Here is a 15761-nt window from a genome sequence, read left to right on the forward strand (position 1 = left end):
ATCTGGTCATCTTAATTGGGAGAATGCCGATGAGTCGCATAAATTGGAAAGATTACATCACCATTGATCCTGATTTGCATCATGGCGCACCGTGCATAACAGGCACGCGCATTCCAATCGCTACCATTGTGGGCAGTCTGGCCGATGGCCTGTCGCCCGATGAAGTTATCATCGGGTTTCCGCAGTTGGATGAGGCGAGTATCCAGGCCGCTTTAGCCTACGCCGCCGAAGTGATGCGCCAAGAGTTATTGATTCCGTTTGCCAGTTAATCCACCACGCGGCTTGCGGATTCGGCGCAAACCGTAAACCTTGCTTGGGGGAGCCATCCATGCGAAAAGTGTGCTGCCATATCTTGATCGTTCTCGTTCTGCTGGTGATGGTGTGTGCGCGACAAGGGGAAGGAAACACGGCTGGTATTGCCGCCCTCGGTTGGGTCATAGACCAATACCAGGTCAGCACCGACAAGCGCAGCGGCATCACCAATGACCCCAACAACCCCGACGATGAAACCTACATCCTGCGCCTCATCAAACAAGTCATCACCGTCAGCCTGGAAACCGTCGCCATTGTAGACGCCTTGCCGCCGCTAGAGATTGCGAAACTTGATGCGTAACCGTTACACTATGTCTGCACTTCTTCATTGTCATTCCCGCGAAAGCGGGAATCTACTTTGGCGAGTCAGATGGATACCCGCCTCCGCGGGTATGACACCCTCTCTGGTAGATCTAAAAACTGAAGATGGTGCATTACAACTAATTAGAAAAGTGCCATTTATATTTTTGTCAGTTTCATGAAGTTGATCAGATCGGGAGGTGAATAATGTCTTGGTGGAAAAAGCTCTGGGAGGAATTTAGTCATGCACCGTATCAACGATATCCTGTATGCGAAGGGTCTGGAAAGATAAAAAACGGATACTTTACGACACAATGTGAAACATGTGATGGCTTAGGCCATATTGTGCCAGGCCAGGAAAAAGCGCCCCTTTCCGTTCGATGCTCCAATTGTCAGGGTCTTGGCAAGACGATTGGTAATCAGAATTCCGTGATAGTATGCCCAATTTGTGATGGTTCAGGTCAAACCATACCAGGTAAAGAAAAGGATCCATTTCGTCTGGCATGTGGCATTTGTAATGGCACTGGGGTCAGGATCATTGGAAGTCTTACAACGAAATGTACAGTGTGTGGAGGAGTCGGTTACCTGCCCCGTCCCGAAGAAAAATCAAAAAGTACGCCATTTAGCGAGTTGTTTCCCATTCCCAACTGGCAATCGAACACCTGCCCTATTTGCAATGGTCAAGGATGGGTTGAGGTCACTGCACCTGGCACACCAGCTTATTTGCTGAATAAGACGCCAAAGCAAACGCAAGTATGCGGTAAATGTGGTGGAAGCGGTAAGATCTAGCACCTATCCCTCCTAAACTTATCAAACAACAAAGAGGGCCGGGCATTGCTACCCGGCCCTCTTTGTTTGTCAGCAGGCCATTTCAGACAAGCGGTTGGTTAATTTTCAAATAACAGGGCGCAAATTCTAAGCGATAAGGCGCAAACAAAAATTTCGGTATGGTTCATCTAGCGAGAAACCATCTTTACAAATTAGCGCCGAATTGTCATGCTGAGTGGAGTCCGCGGAGCGAAGCATCCCGTTCACCCCAGAGGAGCGGGATGCTTCGGGGGACCTCAGCATGACATGTCTACAGAAAAATTTGTAAAGGACCTTTCGCTCAAATTGAACCATGCCCAAATTTCCAATGCGGAAACGCACAAACTCCAATGCGGAGATTTAAATCTCCAATGCGGAAAATAAAATCTCCAATGCGGAAAATAAAATCTCCAATGCGGAAAATAAAATCTCCAATGCGGAAATTTCTTACCCCTAAATTACCAACGGATCATCCGGGTGTTCGGCATCCCACATCTGCTTCAACTGTTCATTGGTCAGCCCCACGCCGCTTTTGTTTTTGGCGCGTCCCACGTACACATCGCTGTTGTTAAGGGCCTTCTTTAAGGCCGCGTCGGCACGAAAGCCTATTTTCATCTCGCCGTCGCGGTTGATAACCGGGGTGAATGTGCCCACGCCCGGCAATTTTACCGGCGTGCCTTCGCTGGCAAAAAAGATGATGCCTTCGTGCAACTCCTGCAAAACCATCATGACTTCGCTCTTGTTTACCCCGGTGCGGCTGGACATCCAGGCCACCACACGGTCTAGCTGGGCCGTTTTGTTCAAATCTAATTTGGGGCCATAAGCGTTAACTGCCTGCAACAAGTTTGCCATTGTTTAAATTCCTCCGTCTTTTTATTTGTATGGCTTTTGCTTGTCTGGCTGTGGGGTTGGCAACGTTTCCCCCTACCAACTGACGGGTTCATTTTAGGCAAGGGAAAACAGGCAAGTCAATAGGTCTATTGGGTGATAAGATTGGTCTAATCTCTTCTCTCTGTACAAAGGCAGCCCGCCGGGGCATGAATGCCCCGGCAAAAAGCAACGCCCCCTAAAGGGGGCTAACAGAATAAACAGCCGGGTTTACCCGGCGTCGTTTTTCTGCCGGGGTGTTCACGCCCCGGCAGGGCACACAAAGGCAGCCGCCCTGCCGGGGCATCAATGCCCCGGCAAAACAACAACGCCCCGTGAACGGGGCTAACAGAACAAAAGCCGGGTTTACCCGGCGTCGTTTTTCTGCCTGGATGTTCACGCCCCGGCAGCACGCTCTGCTGGCACAGGCCAAACTGGAACTTATCCCGTAAACTCCGCCAAAATGCCCCGGACACTCTCACAAAGCGACGGTAAATCATCTTGAATCGTTCGCCAAATCACAGCCTCATCCACTCCCACATAATCATGAATGAGTACATTCCTCATGCCAATCATTTCTGACCAGGGAAGTTGAGGATACATTGCGCGAATCTCTGCCGGTACGTTACGCGCCGCTTCGCCAATAACTTCAAAAGCGCGTGTTACTGCATACTGCTTTTCCACATTATCCTGGAAATCCTCAAATTCCAACCCCTCAACAAATTGCAGGGCAAGTTCCGCAGCCGTCAAAATATCGCGCAAGGAATCTTCATAAGTTCGCTTCATACAGGCACAACCTCAGCCAGAATATGCTCGCCAATCTTCGGCTTGAGGGCGCTTTTCATAACCAGGTCCACGGGTATGCCCAGCGAATCAGTCAGTTCGTTTTTCAGGCGAACAAATTGGAAAAGCGTGGGCGTCCGCGAAAAATCTACCAGAACATCTAGATCACTTTCTGGATGAACTGCACCATGTACGTATGAACCAAAAACGCCCAAATAACTCACGTGATAATTCGCAGCCAGGTTCGGCAACTGCTGCCGCAGCGCTTCACGAATTTCCCCCACTGATTTAGCCGTTGGATTTTTCGATTTCTTAGCCATCATGACACAATTGTAACATATCCTCACACGCATAGTCCCAACCCTCTCGGAAGCTCAGAAGTTCCGGGAAGGTATCGCGCACGAAAGATTTCTACAAAGGCAGCCGCCTCCCATGCCGGGGCATGAATGCCCCGGCAAAAAGCAACGCCCCCTTTGGGGGCTAACAGAACAAACAGCCGGGTTTACCCGGCGTCGTTTTTCTGCCGGGGTGTTCACGCCCTGGGAGGGCACACAAAGGCAGCCGCCCCGCCGGGGCATGAATGCCCCGGCAAAAAGCAACGCCCCGTGAACGGGGCTAACAGAACAAAAAGCCGGGTTTACCCGGCGTCGTTTTTCTGCCGGGGTGTTCACGCCCCGGCAGCTCGCCGTAGCCCAATCATAGTTTCCCATTTCCCCCAATTCCCCTAGAATACCAGCCTATGATCACGACCACACGCGCCCACTGGCTCTCCCTCGGCCTGTTCACCCTCGCCGCCCTGGCCCTGCTCGGCCTGGGCGGGCTGCGCGCCCGGCAGACCTATCTGCTGCGCGGCATCCCCGCCGGGCTGCCCGGCCCCATCGCCCATGGCGGCCCGCGCCAGGGCCTCAACGTCGCCCTGGAGCAATACGACGACGCAGCCCTGGCCGCCAACCTGGAGCAGATCGCCGCCCTGGGCGTTAGCGACGTGAAGCAATCCTTTTACTTTACTGAAGATTTTGATTGGGACGCGGCGGATCGGGTGGTAACGGCCGTCTCCACCCACCATCTCACCCTCACCCCCCTGCTCGATGGCGACCCGGCCAACAACTTCGCCCCGCCCGCCGACCCCGCCGCCTACGCGCAGTGGGCGGGTGAATTCGCCGCCCGCTACGGCAACCAGATTCAGCACTACATCATCTGGGACGAACCCAACCTCACCAGCCATTGGGGCCATCAGCCCGTCAACGCCGCCGAATACGCCGCCCTGTTGACGGCCGCGTCCGCCGCCATCCGCGCCGCCGACGGAACGGCCGTCATCGTCGCCGCGCCCCTGGCCCCCACCGTGGAAACCGGCCCGCAAAACCTGGCCGACCACCTCTACCTGCAACAACTCTACGAAGAAGGCGCGGCCAACGCTTTCGATATCGCCGCCGGTAAACCCTACGGCTTCAATTCCCCGCCCGACGACCGGCGCGTAGACAACGCCATCCTCAACTTCAGCCGCTTCATCCTGCTGCGCGAGGTAATGGAACGCAACAACGACGGCGGTAAGGCGCTCTGGGCGGGTAACTGGGGCTGGAACAGCCTGCCCGCCGGTTGGACTGGCGCGCCCTCCGTCTGGGGCCAGACCACCGCCCAACAGCAGGCCGATTGGACCAACGCCGCCCTGCAACGCGCCCAAACCGAATGGCCCTGGGCGGGCGTCCTCTTCCTGGAGAATTGGGAACCCGCCGCCCCGGCGGACGATGCGCGGTGGGGGTTTAGCGTGAAAGGGAGGGGGATAATTGACAATTGTCAATTGACAATTGTCAATTGTCAATTGGGGGTCGCCCTGCCCGGCTTCCACTTCGCCACGCCCGATGATCTGGCGCAGGTGTATGAAGGGGGGTGGCGGTTTTCGCCGGAGTTTGGCGCGGATATTAGCGAGACGGCCGTTGGCGAACCACCGGATCGCGTCACCTTTACCTTTTGGGGCACGGAGGCCGGGCTGCGGGTGCGCCGCGCCAACTTCCGCGCCCGGCTGTATGTGACGATAGACGGCCGTCCCGCCAACGCCCTGCCCCACGACGAAAACGGCGCCGCCCTCGTCCTCACCGCCGCCGACCCGGCCGAGGACTACATCACCATCGCGCCGGTGGCGACAGGGCTGGAGCCGGGCGTCCACGTCATGGAGGTTATCACCTCGCGTGGCTGGGACCAATGGGCGCTGAATGGCTTCAGCGTGGGCTACCGCCCGCCAGAGGCAGATTTTTCGGTGGGGTATTGGCTGTTGGGGGCAACGGCCGTTCTCACTCTCATCGCCGCCATCACCTTCACCCGCCGCGCCCACTGGGGCGACTGGCTGCGCGAAAGGTCGGCCGGGTATGCCCGGTTGAGCAGCGGCGTACAGGTCGGGCTGGCCGTCGCCCTCACCGCCCTTGTCACCCTGACGGGCTGGCTGACGTGGGGACAAGACGCGGCCAGCCTCTACCGGCGGTTGGGCGATGGGCCGCAGTTGGGGTTAACGGCCGTGGTCGCCGCCCTGTTTTACGTGGCCCCCAGCTTCTACGTCTACATCATCGCCCTGGCCGCCCTGTTTGTGCTGATCGCCCTACGCCCCGCCTGGGGCGTGGTCCTCATCGCCTTCACCATCCCCTTCTACGTCCCCCCCTGGCCCAAGCCCATGTTCCAATTCCTCTTCTCGCCGGTGGAGATTTTAACGGCCGTTACCTTCGCCGCCTTCCTCCTCCACAAAATTTCGGATTTCAGATCGCGGCTTGCGGCTTCTCCCCCTCTCCCTCTCCCCCTCTCCTTGTCTCCCCGTCTCCTTGTCTCCCCCGCCCGCCCCACCGCCGACTACGCTGTCCTGGCCTTCGCCCTCGTCGCCACCGCCTCCCTGCTCTTCACCGAGCGGCTGGACGTGGCGACCAACGAGTGGCGCATGGTCATCATTCAGCCGATGCTGTTTTATGTGCTGCTGCGCGGCGTGAAGTTGAGCCAGCGGGAGATGTGGGCGGTGCTGGATGCCTTTGTGCTGAGCGGCACGGCAGTGGCCCTGTTTGGCCTGTGGCAGTTCGGCTTCGACCGCGACAGCCTGATTACGGCCGAAGGCGGCCTGCTGCGCATCCGCTCGATTTACGGCTCGCCCAACAATCTGGCGCTTTATCTGGGGCGCATTTTGCCGCTGGCGCTGGCGATGCTGCTGCTGGGTCGGGACAACGGGCCGCGCCGCTGGCTTTATGGCGCTTTGTTCGTGCCGATGGGGCTGGCGGCGCTGTTGAGTTTTAGCAAGGGGGCGCTGTTGTTGGGCTTACCGGCGGCCTTTTTGTATGTCTTCTGGCGCTGGCAGCAGGCGAACGGCCGTCGCACCTGGCCCTGGCTGCTCGTTTTTGGCGTGGCGGGCACGGCCGTTTTCCTGGCCGCGCTGCAAATCCCCCAGCTTGCCGGACGGCTGGATTTGAACAGTCAGACCGGCTTCTTCCGCCTGAACTTGTGGCGCGCCAGCCTGAACATGATCGCCGACCACCCCTGGTTGGGCGTGGGGCTGGACAATTTTCTCTACGCCCATCGCGGCCGTTACATTTTGGATGCGGCCTGGCAGGAGCCAAACCTCAACCACCCGCACAACATCGCTCTTGACTTTGCCACGCGGTTAGGGCTGTTGGGCTTGCTCACCGGGGCGTGGCTGATTGGTGAAGCGGGCTGGCGGTTGTGGAAACTGCCGGGAATGGTAACGGCCGTTTGGCGGCCGGTGGCCGTGGGCCTGGGCGGCGGGCTGATCAGCATGGTCATGCACGGCATCGTAGACCACAGCTTCTTCCTGACGGATTTGGCCTATGCGTTTTATTTGCTGTTGGGAACGGCCGTATGGCTGGCGCAGCACGGCTCCCCAGCCACCGACCTATCCCAGGCAGGTGACGATGACCAGACATAAAGACCGCGAATTCGGCCAGGATTTGTATGCGCGGGTGGAGCGGATAACGGCCGTAACCGCCGACCGTCTGCCCGATTTCAGCTACCAACGCCAGCTAGAAGCCCAACGCGCCAAAGAGCTGCGCAAGATGAAGAAGTTCCGCTTCCAACTGCTGCACCGCTGGCTAACCGAACATTTCCCCCCCTGCCGCGTCGCCGACATTGCCGGCGGCAAAGGGCTGCTGGCCCACCTGCTGCAGCAAAGCGGCTGGCCCGCCACCGTCATAGACCCCACCTACCAACCCCTGCCCGACAAATACAAAGACATCGCCACCGGCCAGCGCGTGCGGCTGGATGGTTCCGAGCAGGTGCGCCACATTGCCCAACCCTTCACCCGCGACATGGGGCAGCAGTTCGATCTGTTGGTGGGGATGCACGCCCACGGCTGCAACATCGCCATCATCGAGGCGGCGGCCAGCTATGGCTGCGGCTTCGTCCTCTTCCCCTGCTGCATCATAGACGAGCCGCTCATCCCACCCCCCGGCGTCCATTGGCTGGAAAGCCTGGCCGACTACGCCGTACAAAAAGGGGTGGCGGTCGCCCCGTTTCGGCTGAACTTCAAGGGGCAAAATATCGGGCTGTATGGCGTAGAAAGCAATACACGAACAAATGTTTTATGGTAAAATATCCGGCATGTCTACCAAAAAACTTGTTCTTATAGACGGCCACGCGCTGGCCTATCGCATGTTCTACGCCCTACCTCTCGAAGCCTTCACCACCAAAGCGGGCGAACCGACCAACGCCACCTACGGCTTCACCCGCACCCTGCTCGACCTCCTCCTGGCCGACAACCCACCCGAATACCTGGCTGTCAGCTTCGACGTGGGCAAAACCTTCCGCGACGACATCTTCAGCGACTACAAAGGGACCCGCGAGAAGATGCCCGACGAACTGGCGCTGCAAATCGAGCGCATCCGCGACGTGGTGCGGGCGCTGAACATCCCGGTGCTGGAATTGGAAGGCTACGAAGCCGACGACGTGTTGGGCACGGTGGCCCGGCAGGCCAAACCGCTCGGCGTGCCGGTCCATATCATCACCGGCGACCGCGATCTGCTGCAACTGGTGGACGACAATACCCGCGTGGAGCTGCCCGCCCGCAGCGGCCAACCACCAGAAATTTATGATGAAACGGCCGTCAGCCGCAAATTCGGCGTCCGGCCCGACCAGTTCGTAGACTACAAAGCCCTGGTCGGCGACACCAGCGACAACATCCCCGGCGTCAAAGGCATTGGCGAGAAAACGGCCGTCAAACTGCTCACCGAATACCACACCCTGGACGACCTCTACGCCCACCTGGAGGCCATCAAAGGGGCCATGGGCCAAAAGCTGGCCGATGGCAGAGAGAGCGCCTACCTCAGCCAGACATTGGCCCGCATCGTCACCGACGCGCCGATCCAGCTAAATATAGAAGCCTGCCGCGCCCACGATTTCCAGGCCGCGCCCGTGCTAGAAATCTTCCGCGACCTGGAGTTTCGTTCCCTCGCCAACATGCTTGTCACCTTCTTAGGCGACGAAACCGACGTGACGCTAGAAACCACCTCCGAACCGGCCACCGAAACCGTCATTGTGCGTACCCCACAGCAGTTGGCCGATCTGGTCGCGCACCTGAACCAGGCCAGCATGATCAGCTTCGATTTAGAGACCACCAGCCTGGACGAAATGCAGGCCAAAATTGTTGGCGTTTGCCTGGCGGTGCAGCCGCCGGTGAGTTATTACATCCCGGTCGGCCACCTGGCGGCCGCCGCCCAAACCACCAGCGGCCAGATGGCCCTCTTCGCCACCGCGCCGCGCCTGGCCGACGACCAACTGCCGCTGCCAACCGTGCTGGACGCCATCCGGCCGGCCCTGACCAACCCGGCCATCGCCAAAGTGGCCCACAACGCCAAATACGACGCCATTATTTATGAACGGCACGGCCTGGTAGTCTCGCCCATCACTTTCGACACGATGATCGCCGAATGGTTGACCGACCCGGCCACCAAACACAAGGGCCTCAAAGATTTAGCCCGCCACCGCCTGGGCATCGAGATGACAGAAATCGACCACCTCATCGGCCGGGGCAAAAATCAGATCAGCTTCGCCGAAGTGCCCATCGAACTAGCCGCGCCCTATGGCGCCGCCGACGCCGATGTGACCCTGCGCCTGGTGGAACCATTGCGCGCCGAAATCAAAGAGAAAGGGCTGGAAAAAATCTTGGACCTGGAGATGCCGCTCATCGAAGTGCTGTCGGATATGGAGCAGCAGGGCATTGGCGTGGACGTGCCGTTTTTCCGCCAGATGTCGCAAGAGTTGGCGGCGCGTCTCGACGCTCTGGAGAAAGAAATCCACGAGATTGCCGCCGAGCCGTTTAACATCAATTCCACGCAGCAGCTCAGCGACATCCTCTTTAAAAAGCTGGGCCTGCCCATTGAGGGGCTGAAGAAGACCAGCAGCGGCTATTATTCCACCGCCGCCGACGTGCTGGAAGCATTGGCTCCGGCGGACCAGTGGGGCATTGTGAAGGTGCTGTTGGAGTACCGCGAACTGGGCAAGCTGAAAAGCACCTACGTGGATGCCCTGCCGGAGATGGTGAACCCGGATGACGGCCGTATCCACACCAGCTTCAACCAGACCGGGGCCATCACTGGCCGGCTGGCCAGCAGCAACCCCAACCTGCAAAACATCCCCATCCGCAGCGATGTAGGGCAGCAAATCCGGCGCGGTTTTGTCGCCCGCCCCGGCTGGCAGTTCCTGGCCTGCGATTACTCCCAGGTGGAACTGCGCATCCTGGCCCATGTCTGCCAGGATGAAGCGCTGCTGGCCGCCTTCCGCGCCGACCAGGACGTTCACCGCACCACGGCCGCGGCCGTTTACAACATCCCCGTCGAACAGGTGACGTACAACCAGCGCCGCTTCGCCAAGGCTGTCAATTTTGGCCTGATTTATGGCATGGGCGCGTTCCGTCTGGCGCGCGATTCGGAACTAACACTGGCCGAGGCGGAGAACTACATCGCCGAGTATTTTGGCCGTTTCCCCGGCATCAAACAATACCTGGCGGACACCAAAGAGAGGGCGCGGCAGCAGGGTTATGTGGAGACGCTGCTGGGCCGCCGCCGTTACTTCCCGGTGTTCAAGACTCAATTGGGCGGCAGCAACCGGCAGGCGTGGCTGCGCGCCGAGCGCGAAGCCATCAACCACCCCATCCAGGGCACGGCCGCCGACATCATCAAAATCGCCATGCTGCGCCTGCACCAGGCGCTCCAAGCGGGATACCACGCGCGGATGCTGCTGCAAGTGCATGATGAACTGCTGCTGGAAGTGCCGGATGAAGAGATGACGACCGTTAAACCCCTGGTCATCGCCACCATGTCTGAAGCCTTCCAGCTAGACGTTCCCCTCAAAGTAGAAGCCAGCACCGGCCATAACTGGCTAGAACTGAAGGATTAGACTGTGGCACGTGGCACGTGGCGTTTGGTCAGAAGCCACGGCCTTTGGCCCAAGCGCCTATCGGCTAACCACCACCCATAACGGAACAGAGCTTACGGAATGCGAAACACCCCCATGATCCCAGACATCCTCAACCAACTGGAAGCCAACATCCGTACGGTAGGCCGGCAAGAACGCACCGTCATCACCCAGGCGCACTTTGAAATCTTCATCTCCCCGCGCCGGCTAGACCATCTCAGCTTTGCCATCCCGCTGCCAGAAGCCCCCCGCCAATGGGCCACGGCCGTAACCGAAATGCAGGCCACCTTCGCCCAACATCACAAGCGGGCGCGCCTGGAATACATCGCCGATCTACACCCGGACCTGGCCCCCGCCCTGGAACAGGCCGGCCTGGTCTGCGAAAGCCGCGCGCCCGTCATGGCGCTGGACATGGCAAAACTGTCGCCGCCGCCCGCGCTGCCGCCCCCGGCCACCTACCACCCCCTCTTCCCCGACGACGAAGCCCTGCTGCGAACCTATCTCCGCCATCAGAGCCTGGCCTACGGCGGAACCGGCGCAGCGGAAGCGATGGATTGGCTGCCTAATCTACAAAATGGGCTGGCCAACAGGAGCGTTCTGGGCGCTTACCTCCTCCAAGACAACGAAATGGTCTCCGGGGCAGTCATCCAAATAGGCGCAGGCATCGGCGAACTTGCCGGGGTTTGGAGCGCGTCCACGCGGCGCAAGCGCGGTCTGGCCTTTGCCTTGTGCCAACAGTTGTTAGCGGAGTATACGGCCGTTGGTTACTCCCACTGCTGGCTCTCGGCCGCCGAAGGCGCACAGCGCTTATACGAAAAACTGGGCTTTGTCACGGTAGGCGCACAGTTGAACTACGGCGCAGCCCTACCCATCCACCCGGCTTAACCAGAAAAAGAGTTCGACCATCCAACCATCCGCACTGCTACAATTCGGATTTTCCGTGCCACTTTTGGGCGCATTCCGTGTTATGACACATGGAAGAGCGACGCGCTCCCAGAGAAATGGAGATTCACATGGCCGATCACCTGTTCGAAAATTTTGGGATGACGGCCGTAAAGAAGTGCGCTTCAACAACATTTTCTGGCCCAGCGGCGACAAAGAAGCCGACATCGGCCACCTACAAAACTTATACAAAGATGTGCAGGGTAAGTTCCCCACACTCCTGGTAGACGCAAAGAACTATTGGACAATACAGCAATTTATGAAAAAATATCGGGGAGCCAATAAACACCCGGAGGGCGAGTCCGGTCATTGGCGCTAACCATACTCGACAAGGCGACAAGCTGACATCCGACAAGGTGACAAAATGTCAGATTATGGCCTTTGCGAGTATAAAATCTGAGGATATGACATGACCGTAGAAAATGATATTACTTACCTTCCACCAGCGGGCGAAACCATCGTGCCACAGTTAGGCGAACACGTCCCGCGGCGCGGCGGACCCCTTGCCCGCAGCTTTGCCCGCCTGACCATGCGCCTGTTTGGTTGGAAAATCGAAGGCACAGTGCCCAATACCGATAAAATGCTGATTATCGGCGCCCCGCACACATCCAATTGGGATTGGATTTTGGTGATGTTCACCGCTTATGCGTTGGGGGTGCGCATTTCGTGGATGGCGAAGCATACACTGTTCAAAAAACCGTTTGGCGGCATCATGCGCTGGCTCGGCGGGGTGGCGGTTGATCGGCGCGCTAAAAATGGCACGGTAGATCAGGCTATCAGCAGCTTTAAGGAAAGAGAAAAACTGGTTCTGTGCATTACGCCCGAAGGCACACGCGGCAAAGTACGTGAATGGAGACGCGGGTTTTACCACATCGCCCAGGGCGCAGATGTGCCGGTGGTGGTGGCGGCGTTTGATTACGGCCGTAAATCCGTCCGTTTTGGCCCCACCTTCAAACCCAGCGGTGATCTAGAAGCCGATTTACCTATCATCAAATCCTTTTACGATGGGGTGGTTGCCCGGCATCAGCAGCACTCTTTCACCACAAAAGCACCGGCGTAACGGCCGTTCCTAGCCCAGACCCCGCACCCCACCACCGCGCCGACCCAAAAAAATGCGCACCGTCTGGGCCAGGGCCAGCGCCCGCTCCCCAGCCGTGCCTGTATGGGCCGAGGCGTCCATCAACTCATGGACCTGCACGGCCGTTAGAAAACGGCCGATTTCCTCATCCCCGGCTAACAAACCCACCAATGGATTATCCTCACCACGCCGCAACGCCTCCCAGGCTTGCAGGCTGGCCGCCCGAATCCATTCATGCCCGGCCTGGCGGCTGGCCCCGGCGGCCACCAACGCCATCAACACCCGCTCGGTCGCCGCAAAGGGGCCATACACAGCCATGTTGCTGGCGATAGCTGCCTGGTCAATCACCATCTCGGCCACAACGCGCTCGGCGCGCAGCAGCATCTCATCGGTCGCCAAAAAGCCCTCGGCCTGGAAAATGCGTCGGTTGGCCGAATCGTCCAGGCTGCGTTCCAGGATGGCCTGGCTGGCGTTGTCCCAGGCGATGGCCGGCAGCCCGGCGACATAACGCGCCAGGGAGCAGATGTTTTCCATGTTGATGGGGTTGCGCTTAAACGGCATGGCCGACGAGCCAACCTGTTTTTGGCCGAATGGTTCGGCCCATTCGCCAAAGGGCGGCGACTGCAAAATGCGAAAATCAAGGGCAAATTTGTGCAGCGAGGCGGCCATGCCGGCCAATACTTGCTGCACGCGCAGATCTTGCTGACGAGTGTAGGTTTGGGTGGCGATGGGGAAGTAGGGCAGCCCCAGCAGCCGCATGGCCTCCGCTTCCATCGCCTGCGGCGTTGTGCCAGAGCCGGTCAGCAGATCCTGGTAAGCCGCCTGGGTTCCGACGGCGCCTTTCAGCCCCTTGCCGCGCAAATTTTGGCGCAGGTTTTGCAGTTGGATGAAATCTTCCAGCAAATCTTGGGCATAGACGGCAAAGCGATAGCCCAGGGTGGTGGGTTCGGCGGGTTGGATGTGGGTATGGGCCAGGGTGGGCAGCACGGCCGTTGCCTCAATTTTTTCCACCAGCCGCTCCAGCAGCGCCGCCAGCCGTTCCAACAGCAAGTCTGTGGCCTGGCGCAGGCGAAGCGCGTCCACGTTGTCGGTAATGTCGGCGCTGGTCGCCCCCCAGTGGATGACGCCGCCGCCCTCTGGGCACTGCTCGGCAAAGGCGCGAATTTCGGCCATCACGTCATGGCGCGTTTCTTGCTCAATTTCCAGGGCGCGGGCGATGTCTATCTGGTCAGCGTGGTTTTGTAGGTCGGCTAACTGGACGGCCGTTACCAACCCTGCCTGGTGCTGAGCCGCCGCCAACGCCACCCACACCTGCCGCATCAACCGCCGCTTGTGGGCTTCCGACCACAGCTGGCGCATGGCCGGGCTGCCATAACGCCAGGAAAATGGCGAGATATAGGTTTGATGGTCAAAGCTCATTCAGATGATTCCTCAACGGCCGTTTGTGTTTGCTTCCGGCGTTTACGACCCGGCTTGCGTTTCACCTCATCCTGCAACGCCCGTGTCTCTTCCGCCAGGCGGCTGCGTTCCTCACGCAGGCGCGACAAAATTTCGGCGTTTTTGTTCTCTTGCTCGTCGGTGAGCTTTATTTTCCCCTTCACCATGACCCAACACTCCTCACCCGATACGCAAAACAGATTTTAGTGTTCAGTAATCGGTATACAGTATACAGTATTCAGTATCCAGTATTCAGTATCCAGTAAGAAGCACCACTTAACTGAACACTGAACACTCAAAACTGAACACTCAAAACTGAACACTGAACACTGAAAACATCCCCTAACGCCTCGCCTGATAATTCGGCGCTTCTTTGGTGATTAGAATACCATGCGGATGGCTTTCCAGCAGACCGGCATTGGTGATCTGCACAAAACGGGATTTTTCCTGGAGTTCTGGCAGGTTTGCCGCCCCTACGTAACCCATCCCAGAGCGCAGACCGCCCATCATCTGGTACAGGATGTCGGCCAATTTGCCCCGATACGGTACCTGACCTTCCACCCCTTCCGGGACCAATTTATCTCGTTCGCTTTTGCTTTTTACACCGCTGGCATAGCGGTCGGCGCCGTGGCCTTGCATGGCCCCCAGGCTGCCCATACCGCGATATACCTTGTAGCGGCGGCCTTCGTACATAAACACATCGCCAGGGCTTTCCTCCAGACCGGCCAACATCGAACCGAACATCACCGCGTCGGCCCCGGCAGCCAGCGCTTTGACAATATCGCCGCTGTATTTGATGCCGCCATCGGCGATGCAGGGCACATCGTGCCGGTGGCACTCGGCGGCGCAGTCCATGAGCGCCGTTAGTTGGGGCACGCCGGCCCCGGCCACCACCCGCGTGGTGCAGATGGAGCCAGCGCCAATGCCCACCTTGACGGCGTCGGCCCCGGCGTGGACCAGGTCGCGCACGGCCGCAGCCGTGGCCACGTTGCCGCCAATCACCGGCAGGTCCGGGTAGCGGCGTTTAATCTCTTCCAGAGTCGCCAGCACCAGTGCGGTATGGGCGTGGGCGGTATCAATCAACACCACATCCACGCCAGCCTGTACCAACAGTTCCAGCCGCCCCAACCCCTTGTCGCCCACGCCAATGGCGGCGGCGGCCAGCAAACGGCCGTTGTCATCGCTGACAGCGTTCGGATAATCAATTTTCTTGAGAATATCCTTGACGGTGATGAGACCCTTCAGACGGCCGTCGCCATCCACCAGCGGCAGTTTTTCGATGCGGTGGGTGTGCAAAATCTCCCGCGCCGCCGTCAGGGTTGTGCCCACCGGGGCGGTGATCAGGTGTTCGCTGGTCATGAATTCGGCTATTTTTTGTTCGCCGGGCACCACAAAACGCACGTCGCGATTGGTGAGGATGCCCACCAGACGGCCGTCATCATCGGTGATGGGCACGCCGGAGATGCGGTAACGGCTCATCAACGTTTCGGCGTCGGCCAGGGTATCGTCGGCCTTCAGGGTGATGGGGTCCACGATCATGCCAGCTTCCGAGCGCTTCACTTTGTCTACCTCAGCGGCCTGGTCGGCCGGGGCCAGATTGCGGTGGATGACCGCCAGCCCGCCCATGCGGGCCAATCCAATGCCCATGGGCGCTTCGCTGACCGTATCCATAGCCGCCGAGAGGACAGGAATGTTCAGGTAAATGTCGCGCACCAGCCGGGTGCGCAAGCTGACATCGGCCGGCAGCACGCTGGAATAGCCTGGAACCAACAGCACGTCGTCGAACGTTAATGCCAGACCAGATATTTTTTGTTCAATTTCCATGAGTTGACCTCCCCAA

12 protein-coding genes and 1 pseudogene are annotated in these 15761 nt (G+C 58.8%); 7 read left to right on the forward strand and 6 right to left on the reverse strand.

All coding sequences use genetic code 11. The features are described 5' to 3' along the window. The first annotated feature begins 23 nt into the window (after window positions 1-23). Together IPM39_01480 and IPM39_01485 are read left to right on the forward strand one after the other, a co-directional pair. A complete protein-coding gene (locus IPM39_01480; GenBank protein ID MBK8984747.1) occupies window positions 24-269 on the forward strand; it encodes a DUF433 domain-containing protein in 246 nt (81 codons plus the stop codon). Between the two features lie 149 nt (window positions 270-418). Beyond that, window positions 419-613, forward strand: a pseudogene (locus tag IPM39_01485) (helicase). 1259 nt (window positions 614-1872) lie between these two features. On the opposite strand, the gene IPM39_01490 reads toward IPM39_01485, so the two are convergent. From IPM39_01490 to IPM39_01500, 3 genes are all read right to left on the reverse strand, one after another. Beyond that, window positions 1873-2271 carry a hypothetical protein gene (locus IPM39_01490; GenBank protein MBK8984748.1) on the reverse strand — a complete coding sequence of 133 codons (399 nt, stop codon included), beginning with the start codon at window positions 2269-2271 and terminating at the stop codon, window positions 1873-1875. 456 nt (window positions 2272-2727) lie between these two features. After that, on the reverse strand, window positions 2728-3072 hold the full coding sequence (locus IPM39_01495; GenBank protein MBK8984749.1) for a DUF86 domain-containing protein: 345 nt from the start codon (window positions 3070-3072) through the stop codon (window positions 2728-2730). Next, complete coding sequence (locus tag IPM39_01500) at window positions 3069-3389, reverse strand: nucleotidyltransferase family protein (protein MBK8984750.1); 321 nt, start codon at window positions 3387-3389, stop codon at window positions 3069-3071. Before IPM39_01500 ends, IPM39_01495 begins: the two co-directional genes overlap by 4 nt. A 419-nt stretch (window positions 3390-3808) precedes the next feature. Between IPM39_01500 and IPM39_01505 the strand changes: the two genes are divergently transcribed. From IPM39_01505 to IPM39_01525, 5 genes are all read left to right on the forward strand, one after another. Further along, on the forward strand, window positions 3809-6982 hold the full coding sequence (locus IPM39_01505) for an O-antigen ligase family protein (protein ID MBK8984751.1): 3174 nt from the start codon (window positions 3809-3811) through the stop codon (window positions 6980-6982). Then, complete coding sequence (locus IPM39_01510; protein ID MBK8984752.1) at window positions 6969-7643, forward strand: hypothetical protein; 675 nt, start codon at window positions 6969-6971, stop codon at window positions 7641-7643. Before IPM39_01505 ends, IPM39_01510 begins: the two co-directional genes overlap by 14 nt. Before the next feature lie 10 nt (window positions 7644-7653). After that, window positions 7654-10446, forward strand: coding sequence for a DNA polymerase I (gene polA, locus IPM39_01515; protein MBK8984753.1), 2793 nt, complete (start codon window positions 7654-7656; stop codon window positions 10444-10446). A gap of 99 nt (window positions 10447-10545) precedes the next feature. Further along, the gene (locus tag IPM39_01520) at window positions 10546-11349 is read left to right on the forward strand and encodes a GNAT family N-acetyltransferase (protein ID MBK8984754.1); all 804 of its coding nucleotides are present in this window, start codon (window positions 10546-10548) and stop codon (window positions 11347-11349) included. 466 nt (window positions 11350-11815) lie between these two features. Continuing rightward, a complete protein-coding gene (locus tag IPM39_01525; GenBank protein ID MBK8984755.1) occupies window positions 11816-12466 on the forward strand; it encodes a lysophospholipid acyltransferase family protein in 651 nt (216 codons plus the stop codon). A gap of 9 nt (window positions 12467-12475) precedes the next feature. Here the strand turns inward: IPM39_01525 and purB are convergent, their stop codons facing one another. The 3 genes from purB to guaB all read right to left on the reverse strand — a co-directional run bounded on the left by purB (window position 12476) and on the right by guaB (window position 15745). After that, a complete protein-coding gene (gene purB, locus IPM39_01530; GenBank protein ID MBK8984756.1) occupies window positions 12476-13903 on the reverse strand; it encodes an adenylosuccinate lyase in 1428 nt (475 codons plus the stop codon). Next, complete coding sequence (locus IPM39_01535) at window positions 13900-14088, reverse strand: hypothetical protein (GenBank protein MBK8984757.1); 189 nt, start codon at window positions 14086-14088, stop codon at window positions 13900-13902. Before IPM39_01535 ends, purB begins: the two co-directional genes overlap by 4 nt. Before the next feature lie 175 nt (window positions 14089-14263). Beyond that, window positions 14264-15745 (reverse strand): IMP dehydrogenase, encoded by a 1482-nt coding sequence (guaB, locus tag IPM39_01540; GenBank protein MBK8984758.1) that lies wholly within the window; start codon window positions 15743-15745, stop codon window positions 14264-14266. Window positions 15746-15761: the final 16 nt, after the last annotated feature.

It is taken from the genome of Candidatus Leptovillus gracilis (assembly GCA_016716065.1).
Taxonomy (GTDB): Bacteria; Chloroflexota; Anaerolineae; order Promineifilales; family Promineifilaceae; genus Leptovillus; species Leptovillus gracilis.

Coding starts and splice junctions, on each gene's coding strand:
- purB (MBK8984756.1), bottom strand. CDS start 13,903: ATGAGCTTTGACCATCAAACCTATATCTCGCCATTTTCCTGGCGTTAT.
- IPM39_01480 (MBK8984747.1), top strand. CDS start 24: ATGCCGATGAGTCGCATAAATTGGAAAGATTACATCACCATTGATCCT.
- polA (MBK8984753.1), top strand. CDS start 7,654: ATGTCTACCAAAAAACTTGTTCTTATAGACGGCCACGCGCTGGCCTAT.
- IPM39_01525 (MBK8984755.1), top strand. CDS start 11,816: ATGACCGTAGAAAATGATATTACTTACCTTCCACCAGCGGGCGAAACC.
- IPM39_01520 (MBK8984754.1), top strand. CDS start 10,546: ATGCGAAACACCCCCATGATCCCAGACATCCTCAACCAACTGGAAGCC.
- IPM39_01495 (MBK8984749.1), bottom strand. CDS start 3,072: ATGAAGCGAACTTATGAAGATTCCTTGCGCGATATTTTGACGGCTGCG.
- IPM39_01505 (MBK8984751.1), top strand. CDS start 3,809: ATGATCACGACCACACGCGCCCACTGGCTCTCCCTCGGCCTGTTCACC.
- IPM39_01535 (MBK8984757.1), bottom strand. CDS start 14,088: ATGGTGAAGGGGAAAATAAAGCTCACCGACGAGCAAGAGAACAAAAAC.
- guaB (MBK8984758.1), bottom strand. CDS start 15,745: ATGGAAATTGAACAAAAAATATCTGGTCTGGCATTAACGTTCGACGAC.
- IPM39_01500 (MBK8984750.1), bottom strand. CDS start 3,389: ATGGCTAAGAAATCGAAAAATCCAACGGCTAAATCAGTGGGGGAAATT.
- IPM39_01490 (MBK8984748.1), bottom strand. CDS start 2,271: ATGGCAAACTTGTTGCAGGCAGTTAACGCTTATGGCCCCAAATTAGAT.
- IPM39_01510 (MBK8984752.1), top strand. CDS start 6,969: ATGACCAGACATAAAGACCGCGAATTCGGCCAGGATTTGTATGCGCGG.